12 protein-coding genes and 2 pseudogenes are annotated in these 15,850 nt (G+C 42.4%); 11 read left to right on the top strand and 3 right to left on the bottom strand.

Annotated elements, in window-relative coordinates; all coding sequences use genetic code 11:
* The 3 genes from V7K73_RS18325 (at nt 1) to V7K73_RS18315 (ending at nt 3,183) form a co-directional block, all read left to right on the top strand.
* Nucleotides 1–1,263: a cysteine desulfurase gene (locus tag V7K73_RS18325; protein ID WP_334881992.1), complete on the top strand. Its 1,263-nt coding sequence runs from the start codon at nt 1–3 to the stop codon at nt 1,261–1,263.
* Between the two features lie 352 nt (nt 1,264–1,615).
* Nucleotides 1,616–1,804 carry a DUF4089 domain-containing protein gene (locus tag V7K73_RS18320; protein WP_334881991.1) on the top strand — a complete coding sequence of 63 codons (189 nt, stop codon included), beginning with the start codon at nt 1,616–1,618 and terminating at the stop codon, nt 1,802–1,804.
* The gene (locus V7K73_RS18315) at nt 1,801–3,183 is read left to right on the top strand and encodes an AtzE family amidohydrolase (RefSeq protein WP_334881990.1); all 1,383 of its coding nucleotides are present in this window, start codon (nt 1,801–1,803) and stop codon (nt 3,181–3,183) included. Before V7K73_RS18320 ends, V7K73_RS18315 begins: the two co-directional genes overlap by 4 nt.
* 20 nt (nt 3,184–3,203) lie before the next feature.
* Here the strand turns inward: V7K73_RS18315 and V7K73_RS18310 are convergent, their stop codons facing one another.
* A complete protein-coding gene (locus tag V7K73_RS18310) occupies nt 3,204–3,833 on the bottom strand; it encodes a Uma2 family endonuclease (RefSeq protein ID WP_334881989.1) in 630 nt (209 codons plus the stop codon).
* Between the two features lie 368 nt (nt 3,834–4,201).
* On the opposite strand from V7K73_RS18310, the pseudogene nrdJ (V7K73_RS18305) reads away from it, so the two are divergent.
* The 8 genes and pseudogenes from nrdJ (V7K73_RS18305) to V7K73_RS18270 all read left to right on the top strand — a co-directional run.
* A pseudogene (gene nrdJ / locus V7K73_RS18305) lies at nt 4,202–5,431 on the top strand (ribonucleoside-triphosphate reductase, adenosylcobalamin-dependent); the annotation flags it as partial.
* Nucleotides 5,432–5,717: 286 nt separating this feature from the next.
* A pseudogene (gene nrdJ / locus V7K73_RS18300) lies at nt 5,718–6,791 on the top strand (ribonucleoside-triphosphate reductase, adenosylcobalamin-dependent); the annotation flags it as partial.
* Between the two features lie 649 nt (nt 6,792–7,440).
* On the top strand, nt 7,441–8,454 hold the full coding sequence (locus tag V7K73_RS18295) for a zinc-dependent alcohol dehydrogenase family protein (protein WP_334881988.1): 1,014 nt from the start codon (nt 7,441–7,443) through the stop codon (nt 8,452–8,454).
* A 589-nt stretch (nt 8,455–9,043) separates the two neighbouring features.
* Complete coding sequence (locus tag V7K73_RS18290) at nt 9,044–9,766, top strand: Crp/Fnr family transcriptional regulator (RefSeq protein WP_334881987.1); 723 nt, start codon at nt 9,044–9,046, stop codon at nt 9,764–9,766.
* A 203-nt stretch (nt 9,767–9,969) separates the two neighbouring features.
* On the top strand, nt 9,970–10,716 hold the full coding sequence (locus V7K73_RS18285; RefSeq protein ID WP_334881986.1) for a Crp/Fnr family transcriptional regulator: 747 nt from the start codon (nt 9,970–9,972) through the stop codon (nt 10,714–10,716).
* A 230-nt stretch (nt 10,717–10,946) separates the two neighbouring features.
* The gene (locus V7K73_RS18280) at nt 10,947–11,678 is read left to right on the top strand and encodes a Crp/Fnr family transcriptional regulator (RefSeq protein WP_334881985.1); all 732 of its coding nucleotides are present in this window, start codon (nt 10,947–10,949) and stop codon (nt 11,676–11,678) included.
* A 103-nt stretch (nt 11,679–11,781) separates the two neighbouring features.
* A complete protein-coding gene (locus V7K73_RS18275; protein WP_334881984.1) occupies nt 11,782–12,270 on the top strand; it encodes a response regulator in 489 nt (162 codons plus the stop codon).
* Nucleotides 12,271–12,582: 312 nt separating this feature from the next.
* Nucleotides 12,583–13,251, top strand: coding sequence for a peptidoglycan-binding protein (locus V7K73_RS18270; protein ID WP_334881983.1), 669 nt, complete (start codon nt 12,583–12,585; stop codon nt 13,249–13,251).
* Nucleotides 13,252–13,518: 267 nt separating this feature from the next.
* On the opposite strand, the gene wecB is transcribed toward V7K73_RS18270, so the two are convergent.
* Entirely contained in the window at nt 13,519–14,649 is a 1,131-nt protein-coding gene (gene wecB, locus V7K73_RS18265) for a non-hydrolyzing UDP-N-acetylglucosamine 2-epimerase (protein ID WP_334881982.1), read from the bottom strand.
* A gap of 704 nt (nt 14,650–15,353) precedes the next feature.
* Nucleotides 15,354–15,725, bottom strand: a complete 372-nt coding sequence (locus V7K73_RS18260; protein WP_334881981.1) for a hypothetical protein — start codon at nt 15,723–15,725, stop codon at nt 15,354–15,356.
* Nucleotides 15,726–15,850: the final 125 nt, after the last annotated feature.

Genomic DNA, 15,850 nt, shown 5'->3' with positions numbered 1-15,850 from the left:
ATGACTTTTACTCCTACCAAAACCCTTGCTGATAAAGTTCGCGCTGACTTCCCGATATTGCATCAGAAAGTCAACGATAAACCCCTGGTTTATCTCGATAATGCTGCGACATCACAAAAGCCTTTGTTCGTATTAAATACCCTGCGGGATTATTACGAACAATATAATGCTAACGTGCATAGAGGTGCTCATTCTCTGAGTGCTAAAGCTACTGATGCTTATGAAGGTGCTAGAGATAAAGTTGCCAAATTCATTAATGCTGCATCGCGTCAGGAAATCGTCTACACGCGCAATGCAAGTGAGGCGATTAACCTAGTAGCTTATAGCTGGGGAATGAATAATTTGCAACCGGGAGATGAAATTATTCTCTCGGTGATGGAACACCACAGTAATATTGTTCCTTGGCAATTGGTGGCCCAAAAAACGGGTGCAGTACTGAAATTTGTAGAATTAACACCAGAAGAAACTTTTGATTTAGAACAGTTTAAAAAACTGATTTCTGAAAAAACAAAGTTAGTGTCAGTGGTGCATATTTCTAATGCTTTGGGTTGCATTAACCCAGTAGAAGAAATTGGTGCGATCGCTCACAGTTACGGTGCTAAATTCTTAGTTGATGCTTGTCAAAGTGTTCCCCACTTCCCTGTCGATGTACAGAAAATAGATTGTGACTGGTTGGTAGCTTCCGGTCACAAAATGTGCGCCCCAACTGGGATAGGATTTCTGTATGGCAAGTTAGAATTATTGGAATCAATGCCACCATTTTTTGGTGGTGGTGAGATGATTGCAGAAGTGTATTTAGACCATTCTACCTATGCAGAATTACCCCATAAATTTGAAGCTGGTACACCTGCAATTGGAGAAGCGATCGCACTTGGTGCTGCGATAGATTATCTTAAGCTAATCGGTATGGATAAAATCCACGCCTACGAAGCAGAATTAACAGCTTATTTGTTCCAAGAATTAGAGCAAATTCCCCAAATTAGAATTTACGGCCCCAAACCAAACGCTAAAGGTGAAGGGAGAGCCGCTCTTGCGTCGTTCACAGCCGGAGAAGTTCACGCCAACGACTTATCTACATTATTAGATCAAGAAGGCGTTGCTATCCGTTCTGGACACCACTGCACTCAACCATTACACCGCTATTTAGGTCTTGCTGCAACCGCACGAGCAAGTCTATCTTTCTACAATACCCGCGAGGAAATTGATATTTTCATCAAATCACTGAAAGAAACTCTGGACTTTTTTGCAGGTTTCGTTGCTTAAAGTTATATCATGTCCGCTTGATTGCTTATTAAACCCGAAGAACCCCACCCCGCCAAAGCTATGCTTTGTCTCCCCTCCCCGCAGGCGGGGAGGGGTTGGGGGTGGGGTTCTTTTATTATGGGTAATTTGGGGGACTTGATATTACAAAATATTCAGATAGTGATTGTGCCAATTATCAGCAACATATCTTGCTAATAATTGGCACAATTTAATTATATTAGTCCTATTTGATTCGTGAAAAATATAGATAAGAAACGAACCGTAAACGCGAGTGCGTCTTTAAGAGTTGGACCCAAAGGGAAGAAAGAAGGAAGAGATATATAATTTTCACAAAGGACGCAAAAGAAGAGAGATGCCAAAAGACGAGTTTGATGTGGGTGAGTATGTTGATCAAATGGCGTTGTTATTGAATTTGCAGCTAAGAGATGAGTATCGTGATGCTGTGGTGGCAAATTTTGAGAGAATTAATGCGATCGCTAATCTTGTAAATTCTTTTCCCCTACCAGAAGATATTGAAGTTGCACCAGTTTTTGAACCATGAATGATGCTGTATCAATAGCTGCTGATATCCGTGAAGGTAAAGTTAGCGCGGTGGAAGTTACCAAGGCTGCGTTAGCACGAATCGCAGCGCGAGATCATCAACTCAACTGTTTTACGGCTGTGACTGCTGAAACAGCTTTAACAGATGCAGCCCGCATTGACAGGGAAATTGCCCAAGGGAATAATCCGGGAACGCTTGCTGGTGTGCCTTTTGCGGTGAAAAATCTCTTTGATATCGCAGGGCTAACGACTCTGGCGGGATCGAAAATCAATGCAGAGAACCCAGCAGCCGCCCAAGATGCAACCGCAGTAGCAAAGCTGAAACAAGCGGGTGCTGTGCTGGTTGGCGCTTTGAATATGGATGAGTACGCTTATGGGTTTGTGACGGAAAACTCCCATTACGGTGCTACTCACAACCCTCATGATTTACAGCGAGTTGCTGGTGGTTCATCGGGTGGTTCGGCGGCGGCTGTTGCTGCTGGGTTGGTACCGTTGACATTGGGTTCTGATACAAATGGTTCAATTCGCGTTCCAGCGGCGTTGTGTGGCGTTTTTGGTTTTAAGCCGACTTACGGAAGGTTATCTCGGGCTGGGGTAGCTTTATTTTCTAGCAGTTTTGACCACATTGGCCCTTTTGCGCGTTCGGTGCAAGATATTGCTACGGTGTTTGATGTGCTTCAGGGAGAAGACGATCGCGATCCAATTTGTACAAAGCGTCCGCCTGATTTGGTTTTACCACAATTCAAACAAGATATTTCTGGTATAAGAATTGCTATTGCATCTGATTATTTTACCAAAGGCGCAGAACCGGAAGCTTTAGCAGCAGTCCAAAAGGTAGCTGATGCAATAGAAGTCACTGAATATGTAACCATCCCAGAAGCAAACCGCGCCCGGGCTGCGGCGTTTGTGATTACAGCTAGCGAGGGCGCAAATCTGCATTTAGATAAATTGCGATCGCATCCTCAAGATTTTGATTCAGCAACACGCGATCGCTTTTTAGCAGGGGCGTTAATTCCTAGTAGCTGGTATCTGCAAGCCCAACGCTTTCGGAAATGGTACCGCGATCGCGTTCGGGAAGTGTTTCAAAATGTGGATGTAATTCTTGCCCCAACTACACCAATTTCTGCACCGCTAATCGGTCAACAAACCATGATTTTGGATGGTGAAGAAATTCTTGTCCGTCCTCATTTGGGATTATTTACTCAACCATTATCTTTTATTGGTTTACCAGTTTTATCAGTACCAATTCAGCGCCCAAATGCTTTACCTTTGGGTGTGCAATTGATAGCAGCGCCATATAATGAAGCTTTAATTTTACGGGTTGCAGCTGCGTTAGAGGCAAAGGGTGTAGTTTCAGCACCAGTGATTTTCAATTACTAATAGCTCCCTGCTCCCCTTCTTCAAACTAAGCGCTGTTTGAGTTCACGAATTGCGGCACTGGTATTGCGATCGTAGGCAACTTCAAAGCACCTAGCAACTATATCCTGGAGGTTTATATCTGGGAAATATTGGCTTTGAGTTTGAGCAAGATATTCTGTACCTTGTAACTGATAAATACACAGTTGTTTTTTGCGGTATAGCCAGACTTCTGGAACTTGATAAGGGAGGTAATCATTCACATCAGAATAACTCGTTACATCAATTTCCAGCACCAAATCAGGAGGAGGATCAACACTCCAGTCAATTCGCTCCTTACCAGATACGGCTTCCCAATGGTCAATGTAAAAACAATAGTCTGGTTCGATTCCCCTCTTTTCTGGTAATTCCATTGTCACAGGAGTAAAAGCATCATACTCACGTCCAACATAATCCAGCAGAACTGTAATGATATTTGCGATTAAATGGGCATCACGTCCATGTTTGGGAAGAGGAGACATGAGTAAGACTTCTCCATCTTGGTATTTTATGCGGGGAATTGAATTGCCACCTCGTTGCTGACACAAACTCTGATAATCTTGCCACGTTGCAGGCAAACGCACAACTGCTCCCACAGGTAGCTGAATTTTCTCAAGCGAGACTAATGCAAACATAGCTCAAACTTTAGAAATTGAAAGCTCAACGTTATTCTAATTCTTTTGCTAGAGATGACACAAGTAATATAGGCAGAATAGCATTTTTTCAACTTCCTGAATTCTTGATTAGTCGGAAATAATACTACAATCCATGAAAAGTTAAGGGATAAACAACTTTCCCTTTATAAATTTGTATGTGCTAATTAAAACTTGAGTTTGAGATGCTACCCAAGGGTGAAGGACATTATACATCATTAATTTATATTACAAATAATATAGCCTATAGGTAGCGTAAAGTGGACAATTTGACAATCTTTAATACTCAAACCACTTGGCGTATAGTCATAATCTGTCCGCACGCAACAAGAACGCAAGACACTTAGTATATGGTTCGAGAACTCGAAAGAAAACGCCAGAGTGCAAAGTTTCCCGAAACTGCACCGGCTGCCAATCCCGTATTTTTTAGAACCTATAGCCGCCGCACAAAGGCCGGACTAAGGGAAACATGGGATGAAGTATGCGATCGCACTCTACTCGGCTTAGTCGAGTTAGGAAAGCTCACTCCAGAAGAAGCTGTCATACTCGATAAGATGCAGCGCAACTTGAAAGCTATGCCCAGTGGGCGCTGGCTATGGGTAGGTGGTACAGACTGGATAACCAGGCCAAAGAATTTTTCTGGGGCTTATAATTGCACCTCTACCAATCTCCAAGACTGGAGCGCGTTCGGATTAATGATGGATTTGGCAATGATGGGCTGTGGTACTGGAGCCGTCCTAGAACCACAATTTATTAACCAGTTACCCGCCATCCGTAATCAACTGAATGTCACTGTACAAGGCGAAATTGGCAGCACTCCTGTGCAAAAACGGCGTGAATATACTGAAACTCATATAGAAGGCAACAACGTCACTATTCACGTTGGAGATAGCCGTGAAGGTTGGGTTGAATCATATCAAGCCCTCTTAGAACTCTCCACTAATAAACAATTTTCAGCAGAAGTTGAAGTATTAGTTGATATCAGCGATGTCCGAAAAGCAGGAGAAACTCTCAACGGCTTTGGAGGAGTTGCTAATCCTGTTAAATTGCCTGGACTTTATCAGCGTTGTGCTTCCATCCTGAATAAAGCTTTAGGACGACAATTAAATTCAGTTGAATGCTGTCTGTTAATCGATCAAGGTGCTGTAACAATTGTTGCAGGAAACATCCGAAGAAGTGCGGGGATGCGTCAGTTTGATTCTGGCGATCGCCTAGCAGCCTCCGCCAAAGATAATTTATGGCAGCAAGATGAAAGTGGCAACTGGCGAATCGATCCAGAGCGTGATGCACTCAGGATGGCAAACCATACCAGAGTTTTTCACCGCAAGCCAACTTTAGAAGAATGTCTTGATGCTGTCGGCAAACAATATTATAGTGGCGAGGGAGCAATTCAATGGGCTGGAGAAGCCGTGGCGCGATCAAACATTGATTTGCTGCCAACACAAGCTTTAAAAGTTAATTTTTTGCAAGCTTATGAAGAAGGAACAGCAAAACAATGGTTACAGGAACGCTATCCTCAGCTTGATGCTAATGAGCTAGAACATCGTTTGGCTCGTTATGGGCTAAATCCGTGTGGTAAGTGATTTTGCCTCACGTTAAAAACCTCGCAAAAACGGGGAAAGCTGAGATGCTAATCCCGTGGTAATTAAAGGAACTAAAAAGTCTTTAACACCGTACAGCGTAGAGAGTGAAACTAGATTACATCCAAAATTGTTGTCTAGAATATAATCTCTCCAAGAGTGCGGGGGCGGATGTGAAAAACACTTTTATTATCAGAAGTCACATCTGCAAAATGTACGCGGAGCTACTGCAAATAATCAAGCAGTAGAACTAGGGGATAAAAAGCCTCTAGGGTAACAAAGAAAGGAAATCATCGGTAGTAATTTTCATTGCAATTTGTCAGAGGTTCACCTTAATCAAATTGACCCACATAACTACAAAGAACAGGAGGAAGCTTTCACTGCTGGGGCGCTATCTGTAGCAGCACTTTTAAATCACAAATTCCTGGAACCACGCTATCAATACAGCCGTGAATTAGACCCGATTGTGGGAGTTTCTTTTACAGGTTTATTTGATTTCTTTGTCCATGCTTTTGGTGTTGATTGGCTGCGCTGGTGGGAACAAGGAAGACCGGCAACTGCACAAGGATTAGCTTTTAAGCGTCAGGAAGAAAAATATCTAAGTTTCTGGAAAGATATTGTACATCGGGTAGTTTGGGATTATTGCGATCGCCACAATTTCAAGCGTCCAAATCGTTGTACCACAGTCCAACCAAGTGGCACAAAGGCATTATTAACTAATGCTAGTTCAGGATGGCATCCCCCGAAAGCGCAAAGATTTATTCGCCGTATCACCTTCGGTAAAAATGACCCAGTAGCCTTAGCTTGTATTGACTACGGTTACAACGTCATTCCCTCTCAATCAGATAAAGATGAACAGGGTAATTTGCTCAACGATCCCTTTGATTCACGGGTGAGTGAGTGGTTAGTAGAAATTCCTGTTTCTGTATCTTGGGCTGATTTACTAGGGGCTGATAAAATTGATGTTTCTAAGTTTTCAGCCTTAGCCCAATTTGATTTTGTCCTCCAGGTTCAACGTTGGTATGTGACTCACAACACATCAGCAACTTTAGAACTTCGATCTGATGAAATCGAACCTTTAGCACAGCGCATCTACGAAACTATCCAAAATGATGAGGGATATATTTCAGCCGCTCTTTTAGCTCGTTTTGACGATTTGCAATCATTCCCCCGTTTGCCATTTGAACCGATAGATAAACCAACCTACGATCGCTTAAATCAAGAAGTAAAAGCACGGCGTAAAACAGATGATTTCTGTGCAGTCTTAAGCCGCTACGATTTAGGCGAAATGGCAGAGGCTGGCCCTAGTGGTTGTGATTCTGACAAGTGTATGTTTCCCGATCAACAACCAAGCTCATAAAGCGATAATGACTATCAACTCAGAGTAGTCATTATTTATCTATTACAATAAACAGCAGTAGTTTAATATGAAATTAAACTACTGCTTTTTAATTATAAATTTTTCCCTCCTAATAGCATTTCTTTGTGCTGACAATTCAGGTTATGTGAAAAAGCCAACGATTGACCTAACCCCCTAACCCCCAACTCGTCGCGGGAAGGGGGAAAATTCAAAGTCTCTCTTCCTTTGAGGAGAGAGAAATAGAAGTGAGGTTTTCCAGATACGTGAAAAGTCAGTTCTTTGTGAGGCTGCACCAAACCCTTTTAACTTCTTTCTTTCTTTCTTCGTGTCCTTTGCGACGGCAGTCGCTACAACGGGGGGAACCCCCGCAACGCGCTGCCTCTCCTTTGCGGTTCGTTTTTCTTACTTCCTTCTTCTACTTAAATATGATTTAGCGCATCTTCATACAGAATTTCTAAGTAAGTCTATCAAATTAAATATAAAACCTCACCCTGCCTCCGGCTTCCCTCTCCAAAATATCGGAGAGGGATTGAGGGTGAGGTTTTATCTTATATTTAATTACGCCTACCTACTTACCAGTAATTATTTTGCTATAGAAAAGCAGCACAAAATTTCTCTACACTATTATTTTGGCAAAAGGATTCCGCCAATGAAAGCTTACGAAATTCAAAGCAACGCTGGGATTGATGCCCTCGCATTAGTCGATCGCCCTGAACCAAAACCAACTGTGGGACAAGTTCTCATTCAAGTAAAAGCAACATCCCTAAATTACCGCGATTTGCTTGTCATTGAAGGTTCTTACGGTTCTGGACAGAAATATCCCTTAATTCCCCTGTCTGACGGTGCGGGGGAAGTCGTGGCGGTAGGCGAAGGTGTGACACGAATTAAAATAGGCGATCGCGTCGCTGGTATTTTCTTCCAAGACTGGATTTATGGCTCTTTAACCAAAGAGAAAATGAAATCCGATCTCGGAGGTGGCATCAATGGAATGCTGGCTGAGTATGTCGTATTACACCAAGATGGTTTAGTAATATTACCTGACCACCTCTCCTACATTGAAGGCGCAACCTTAACTTGTGCAGCAGTTACACCTTGGCATGGACTAGTCACAAAAGGCAATATTCGCGCAGGTGATAGTGTTTTATTACTCGGTACTGGAGGAGTTTCGATTTTTGCTCTCCAGTTCGCCAAGATACATGGTGCTAGAGCGATTATTACTTCCAGCAGTGACGAAAAATTGGCACGAGCTAAACAGCTTGGTGCTGACGAAACAATCAACTACAAAACAACACCAGATTGGGAAAAACAAGTTTACCAATTGACTAATCGCACGGGTGTAGATCATGTAGTAGAAGTAGGCGGTGCAGGCACTTTGCCAAAATCACTACAAGCAGTCCGTATTGGAGGACGTATTAATTTGATTGGCGTATTATCAGGTAGAGGAAATGAAATTGATCCTATGCCAATACTCTTTAAAAGTTTAACAGTTCAGGGCATTTATGTTGGCAGTCGGGAAATGTTTGAGGCGATGAATCAGGCGATGCAACAACATCAAATTAAACCGATTATTGATCAAGTTTTCCCCTTCATTGAAGCACGAGAAGCTTATCATTATCTCAAAAGTGCGGCTCACTTTGGGAAAGTCGTAATTCGTAATTCGTAATTCGTAATTCGTAATTCGTTCCTATGCACCGGATGGGGGAGCATCCCGTCAGGTGCAAAACACCTTGATAGCCCTCATTCCCTAACCCCGAATCCTATCATTTGGCATTCGGGGAACTAGAAACTAGAATTATGTCTCCCCTCTCCCATATTTGGGAGAGGGGCTGGGGGTGAGGGAAAAGATTTAAGCACTCATTGCGATGCTCTCCCGGATGGGAATGTCTATCAGAAGGCTCGTTAAAACGGACTATAACATTTTCTCAGTCGTCTTAAGACAACTTTCGCTATTAGACTCAGAATGAATTCTGAAATCGGCTATTTTGCTATGCAATTTCTATTATTTTGCTCTCAACCTTTAGATAGATGATTTATCGGGCTATACAAACTTTTTGTATTTACATCAGAATTTATTTGCTATTGAAAATCTCTCATTTAATTATGTTATATTAGAAATAAATATAGAAATCTAATCTTTTATTACAACTTTTTTAGGGAATACACCTTTTGACATATAGGATTCAAATTATTGATTTTTCTCCTTATGCTGCGAGTTGCCTTTTCTAGAGACGGCTACATTTAGGAGAATCCCAATGTCATTAAATAAAAATGCCCTTGAGCAGCCAGCAAATAATCTGCTGGCTGCTTTGCCACCCAGTGATTATGAGCGTCTTGTCCCGCACCTAAAGCTAGTTTCGCTTTCAAGTCGGCAAATACTTTACGAAGCACGAGAAGCGATCGCACAGGTGTATTTTCCTAATAAAGCAGTGGTTTCTATAATCACCACTATGCAAGATGGCTCGACTGTAGAAGCTGGTTTAGTGAGCAATGAAGGCATGGTGGGTGTCTCAGTAATTTTAGGAGACAACATCACAAGCACAACAGCATTAGTGCAGATTCCAGACAGCGCTATGCAGATGGATGCGGATATACTCAGAAGCGAGTTCAATCGGGGTACAGCCCTTCAGAGCGTGTTGCTGCGCTACGTGCAAGGTATGTACACTCAAATTGCCCAAGGATCTGCCTGCAACCGTCTTCATAAGCTAGAAAGGCGGCTGGCTCGGTGGCTATTAACAGTTTCTGACCGTTTAGAATCAGAACAATTTCCACTCACACAAGAATTTATCTCACAGATGCTGGGTGTACGTCGCGCTGGTGTCACCGAAGCAGCTAACATCCTCAGCGAAGCCAGAATCATCACCTACCACCGTGGTCAGATTAACATCTTGAATCGAGAGGCTTTAAAACAAACCTCGTGCGAATGTTATCAGATTATAGAAGATGAATATGTCCGTTTATTAAGCTTTGCCCAATAAAGGGCGAAAATAATTTTTTTTCAAACTGCTATGTACGAAACCGTACAGACTCTCATAAGTCTGTTAATTTAATATTCTTTAGATTTTCCCTGTGTTCCTTTAGAGAATACACCTTTCGACATTAGGAGCAGAACCTTAAATCCTTTCCTTGTGCCTTGAGTTGGCTTTTCTAGAGTCACCTACCTTAAGGAGAGTGACTTCTAATGTCATTAGATAAAAGCCTTTTTCAGCAACCACCAAATAAGCTGCTGGCAGCTTTGCCAGCCAGTGATTATGAACGTGTTGTCCCCCATTTAAAGCTAGTTCCGCTCCCAGTTGGGCAAATCCTTTACCAAGCAGGCGAACCGATCGCACAGGTATATTTTCCTGATAAAGCAGTGGTTTCTATAGTCACTACTATGCAAGATGGTTCGACTGTGGAAGCTGGTTTAGTGAGCAATGAAGGCATGGTGGGTATCCCGGTAATTTTAGGAGACAACACCACAACCACAACAGCGTTTGTGCAGATTGCGGGCGCGGCTATGCAAATCAATGCAGATGTACTCAGAGCCGAATTCAATCGGAGCGGAGCTATTCAAACCGTGCTGCTGCGCTATGTACAAGCTGTATACTCTGAAATGGCGCAAGGATCTGCCTGTAACCGTCTCCATACACTGGAAGAACGGCTGGCTCGCTGGCTACTGACAGTTTCTGACCGTTTAGAATCAGAAGATTTTCTGCTCACGCAAGAATTTATCTCCCAAATGCTAGGTGTACGTCGTTCCGGCGTGACAGTAGCGGCTAGCACCCTCAGCCGCGCTGGAATGATTAGCTACCAACGTGGTCATATTAGCATCCTGAACCGAGAGGATTTAGAAGCAACTTCCTGCGAGTGTTATCAACTCATCCAAAAGGAATTTGCTCGCTTACTGGGCTTTTTGCCCAGTAAGCGAGCCAAAAAATTTTTTTGATATATCATGTCCGCCAAATTACCCATAATAAAAGAACCCCATCCCCAACCCCTCCCCATGGTAAGGGGAGGGGAGCGTTTGCGTCAGCAAATGCGGGGTGAGGTTCTTTATTTTTGATTTATGCAAGAGGTCTAATGAAGCGGACATAATATTATGTGTGCGAAACCGAACAGACTCACAAAAGTAACTTAATTTAAAATATTACGATCAAATTTCTCTTTTAATATTCAGTGAGCGAAAACATTCTTAAGCCGCAAGTAAATAAGTTACTAGCGGCTTTGCCAACCAGTGATTATGAGCGCCTTGTCCCGCACCTGAAGTTAGTTTCGCTTCCTACTCGGCAAGTCATTTACGAACCAGGAGAACCCATCACACAGATTTATTTTCCCCAACACGCAGTGATTTCTATAGTCACTAGTATGAAAGATGGCTCGACGGTGGAAGTTGGGATAGTCAGTAATGAAGGCATGGTGGGTATCCCAGTAATTTTAGGAGGCAAGACAACAACCACAAAAGCGTTTGTTCAAGTTGCGGGCGCTGGAATGCAGATAGATGCAGATGTTTTGAGAACCGAATTCAAACGGGGCGGAGCTATTCAAAACCTGCTGCTGCGCTATGTACGAGGTATATATACCGAACTTACACAATCATGTGCCTGTAACCGTCTTCATACACTAGAAGAACGGCTAGCTCGTTGGCTTCTGACAGTATCTGACCGTTTGGAATCAGAAGAATTTCCGCTCACGCAAGAATTTATTGCCCAGATGCTGGGTGTACGGCGTTCCGGTGTGACAGTAGCGGCTAGCACCCTCAGCCGAGCCGGAATGATTCGCTATCAGCGTGGTCAAATTAACATCCTGAATCGAAAGGATTTAGAAGCAACTTCTTGCGAGTGTTATCGAGTCATCCAAAACGAATTTGCTCGGTTGCTGGGGAATCAGCCAAGGCGCGACGCCGAATAGCCCGTCGTAGACATCGCTAGTGAATAATTTTAACCTACTATGTCTGAAACCGGACAGACGCTTGCCAGTTAGTTCCATTAAGATTTAGTAAAGTAGGCATCAAATGGCATTTAAGAATATATGCGATTTGATGCATTGCATTGGCTACTCAAAGTCTTCTAGCTACACGGCGGTGAGAATAATGTCTAATCAGTCGATGTCTTTTAAAGGTCTGCGATTGCTCGTAGTAGATGACGACGCTGATACGAGAACCTTGCTTACCTTTCTATTTGAAATAGATGGAGCAGAGATTATTACAGCTGCTTCGGCAAGTGATGCTTTAGAAATAATGTCATTTTTTAAACCAGACATCCTGATTAGTGACATTTATTTACCAGATGAGAACGGCTACTCACTGCTCACAAAGATCAGAAAATTGGAAGCAAAGCGAGGGAGAAACATTCCAGCTATTGCTATGACGGCATCTGCTTTCGACGAAGACCGAAATCGTGCCTTATTAGCAGGTTATGATATATACCGTTGCAAGCCGATAGACTTAGAGGAATTAGCTGCTACGGTTGCTAGTTTAACTAAACTCGAAAAATACGCTTGACCTATTTGGGTGCATAAGGGGGGGAGGGAGTGAACAAGAAAGTTTTAACTAAATTTTATTTATTTTGAAAATGCGATGTCTACGACGGATTATGCCAACGCCTGGTGATTTTCATCATAAATCAGCGCCTTGGCGTAGCCCGTGGTAGACATCGCATTTTCTTAGGAATCTTTAATTTTATTCTTTCTTAATTGCGATCGCAGCAAAAACCTTTTGAAAACATAGGGATATAAAATATACTAAGAGTAAATACAGAGAAAACTGAAATAGTTCTCTATATTTACTCATTTTTTTCATATATTGGGGTGTATTATGGAATATCTTGCTTATTCTCAGATGTTTATTGCTCAAGAAGAGGCATCTGGAAACACCAAATATAATTCGTCTAAATCTCAATTAGATCCCAAAAAACCTCTTAAATCTTCTGACATAATTATTACTAAAGAAGAGGCATCTGGAATCACCAAAGCTAAATTTAATTGGAAAAAACTGCTTAAATCTTCAGCTTGGTTAGCTTTAGCTGGTGTTGGTGTATTACTTATTGCTGCTGCCCAAATTAAAATAAGTTCGGCTGCATTTGTCAAGACTAACGGCAGTTGTTTACGTATCCGTACAGGTCCAAGCTCTAACTACTCTTATGTAGATTGTGTACCAAATGGGGCAACACTTCCAGCCATTGAAAGGTATGAAAACGGTTTTGCTAGACTTTCTACGGGTAGATATGTTTTCGCGCGATGGGTTGGTGATAGACCTAACAATCCTTCTGTAACTAGACCTGGTGGTGTTGGCGGTTCGGTGATTCTTACCCCTGGTTCTAGAGGTCAGCTTGTCAGAGACGTTCAGACAGCTTTAGGTAGTCTCAAAGTTGATGGAATTTACGGTCAAGAAACTGTTAACCAAGTCCGAAGCTTTCAGGCAAGTAAAGGTTTACTTGTAGATGGTACGGTGGGGCCAGAAACACGAGCCTCTCTGGGTATTTAACCAAAAGTCACCTTTTGAAAATATCGTTTCTAGATTCTAATATAGGACTTATAGCAATTCACGAAAATCTTGATACATATAGATTTATCGTAGGAGCAATTCATGAATTGCCCCTAGTTGAATTGTTTGCGTAAGTCCTGTACTATTTTCTTGTGGGATGCAGAGAAATCTAAGCTAAGGAAGTCTTAGATTAAAAAAAACTGGCAGAAAAGCCGATTTTATGCACTCTGAAAAACAGAAATTTTGCATTTTGTTTAATCTAAGTTCCTAAGTTGATGTTTCTGATGAAAGACCCAGGTAATTTTGTACAATCTGCAAAATCCGCTCTGCTGCATGACCATCCCCAAAGGGATTAATTGCATTTGCCATTGCTTCATAAGCATCTGGATCGCTAAGTAACTCAGCAGCATTTGCAAAAATGTTCTCACTCGTAGTCCCTACAAGTTTGGCTGTACCGGCTGCAACAGCTTCTGGTCTTTCGGTGGTATCTCTTAAAACTAATACTGGTTTTCCCAAGCTGGGGGCTTCTTCTTGCAAGCCACCAGAATCAGTCAGCAAAAGATGCGATCGCCCAATTGCACCCACCAATTCCCCATAATCTAGAGGATCTGTCAAGAAAATTCGGGGATGATTCCCTAAAAGTTCTTGTAACGGAACTCGCACCGTCGGATTGCGGTGTAATGGTAAGAGGATTGCTGTATCAGGAAACTTGTCTAATATCTGTAAAAAGCCTTGAGCGATCGCTAACAGAGGTTCTCCCCAATTCTCCCGACGATGAACTGTTGCTAACAGAACCCGGTATGAATCCCAGTCTAAGCCGGGTACATTACAAACTACTTGGGTTGCAGCTACATTCAACAGTGCATCAATTACCGTGTTACCCGTCATGTGAATTTCACCCAAAACACCAGAACGGTGCAAATTTTCCACAGCCCAAGCAGTCGGCGCAAAGTGCAACTGAGTAATTTGAGAAATCAACCGCCGATTAGCTTCTTCTGGGTAAGGATTTAAGATATCATCAGTTCTTAAACCGGCTTCTACATGACCGATAGGGATTTTTTGATAAAAAGCTGCCAAAGCTGCGGCGAAAGCCGTGGTAGTGTCTCCCTGCACCACCACCAAATCTGGTTTATTCTCCTTAAATAACGCTTCTAACCCTTGTAAAGTACGGCAGGTAATATCATTTAGAGATTGCTGAACCTGCATAATTTCCAAGTTATAATCTGCCTTAATGTTGAACAGATGCATAACTTGCTCAACCATCTCTCGATGCTGTCCAGTTAGAATTACTTGCGACTCAAAACTTGAAGACTTTTGGAAAATCTGAATCACAGGAGCTAATTTAATCGCTTCTGGACGAGTACCCAAAATAATGCAAACACGTTTTTGATTAGTCATTAGTCATCTGTGATTTGCCAATGGATATAGTCAATGGTCTATGGTCAATAGTCAGCGAGCAATCATCACACAAACCATAAATATAAAAGATAAAAGCACAAATCACACAATAAGCATGAAAAAACCCAACTTAGGAACGCGGATTTAATAAAGTACAAAACCTCACCCCCAACCCCTCTCCGTGAGTTTGGAGAGGGGAGACTTTGACGAAAGTCAAAGCCGGGGTGAGGTTAAAATAATTCGTAATTCGTAATTCGTAATTCGTAATTCGTAATAGAGCCTCCGGCACGCTGCGCGGTTTTCATGGGCCTTTGGGCTGTACGTCAATTTTGTTTTGTAATGAAGAGTGCTGTTGTGGGGACGGTTTCCGACTCGCATTACAACGTGCGATTTAGCGCAAAGTGCGGTCTTGGGGTTTCCCCCGCCGCAGGATGCGCGGAGCGCACTACAGGAGCAACTTTGCATTCGCAGTCCCCAATCGCATTACTTACCGATTTTAGAACCGGGGGACTTAAACCCACGGAACTAGTTAAAAACCATATTTGGATGTTATTTAATTCACATTCCTTAATCGGGTAGATGCACTGTTTATCGAATTTCTCTGTAATTACTACATTTTGATATCATAAGTAAAATCACAAACAGCATGAAAAAACCCGGCTTAACCGGGCAGACGCACTGTTTGTCGAATTCACCTGTAACGATTATTTAATCTCACAAGTTAAAGGGCAAGCAGCGTAAACAGTAGTCTGCATTTGGTCTGCCTCTCCATGCAGCCAGCTTAACCATTTAATTTCAGTGGGATGAACTCCTTTAAGAGTTAGTACACCCGCAGCTAATACAACTGCCATGACATTAAACATGATTAAAGCGCCTGCTACAAGCAAAACAGCACTAACAGGCATCACAGATTGTAAGATGATCGACAACAAACATCCGACCGTAGCCATCAAGACAACTAGTGGAAAACCCACAACCAACAAACATACTGCTAATGTAAAAGTCCATATTAAAAAGCTTTTAATCATCAACAAGGAGTAGGTCTTTCCTAGATTAGAGCTTTGAGCAGAAACCATGACTTTTCCTCCCAAAAATACACAACGAATTTTAATTTTCAGTCATATCTCGCTTTTGGCGAGTAAACTGATTTTGTTTCTCTACGTGAAATTCAGTATATAAAAACTAATGGGGAAAATGAGCA

Origin of the sequence: Nostoc sp. (assembly GCF_036916975.1) — a bacterium.
GTDB lineage: Bacteria > Cyanobacteriota > Cyanobacteriia > Cyanobacteriales > Nostocaceae > Nostoc.
The sequence above is the reverse complement of the archived record's forward strand: the minus strand, read 5'-3'. Positions and strand labels throughout refer to the sequence as shown.

What these genes read in the sequence shown, in the direction of transcription:
- V7K73_RS18290 (WP_334881987.1), top strand. Translation starts at nt 9,044, where the DNA reads ATGTCATTAAATAAAAATGCCCTTGAGCAGCCAGCAAATAATCTGCTG.
- V7K73_RS18320 (WP_334881991.1), top strand. Translation starts at nt 1,616, where the DNA reads ATGCCAAAAGACGAGTTTGATGTGGGTGAGTATGTTGATCAAATGGCG.
- wecB (WP_334881982.1), bottom strand. Translation starts at nt 14,649, where the DNA reads ATGACTAATCAAAAACGTGTTTGCATTATTTTGGGTACTCGTCCAGAA.
- V7K73_RS18275 (WP_334881984.1), top strand. Translation starts at nt 11,782, where the DNA reads ATGGCATTTAAGAATATATGCGATTTGATGCATTGCATTGGCTACTCA.
- V7K73_RS18295 (WP_334881988.1), top strand. Translation starts at nt 7,441, where the DNA reads ATGAAAGCTTACGAAATTCAAAGCAACGCTGGGATTGATGCCCTCGCA.
- V7K73_RS18270 (WP_334881983.1), top strand. Translation starts at nt 12,583, where the DNA reads ATGGAATATCTTGCTTATTCTCAGATGTTTATTGCTCAAGAAGAGGCA.
- V7K73_RS18285 (WP_334881986.1), top strand. Translation starts at nt 9,970, where the DNA reads ATGTCATTAGATAAAAGCCTTTTTCAGCAACCACCAAATAAGCTGCTG.
- V7K73_RS18325 (WP_334881992.1), top strand. Translation starts at nt 1, where the DNA reads ATGACTTTTACTCCTACCAAAACCCTTGCTGATAAAGTTCGCGCTGAC.
- V7K73_RS18260 (WP_334881981.1), bottom strand. Translation starts at nt 15,725, where the DNA reads ATGGTTTCTGCTCAAAGCTCTAATCTAGGAAAGACCTACTCCTTGTTG.
- V7K73_RS18315 (WP_334881990.1), top strand. Translation starts at nt 1,801, where the DNA reads ATGAATGATGCTGTATCAATAGCTGCTGATATCCGTGAAGGTAAAGTT.
- V7K73_RS18310 (WP_334881989.1), bottom strand. Translation starts at nt 3,833, where the DNA reads ATGTTTGCATTAGTCTCGCTTGAGAAAATTCAGCTACCTGTGGGAGCA.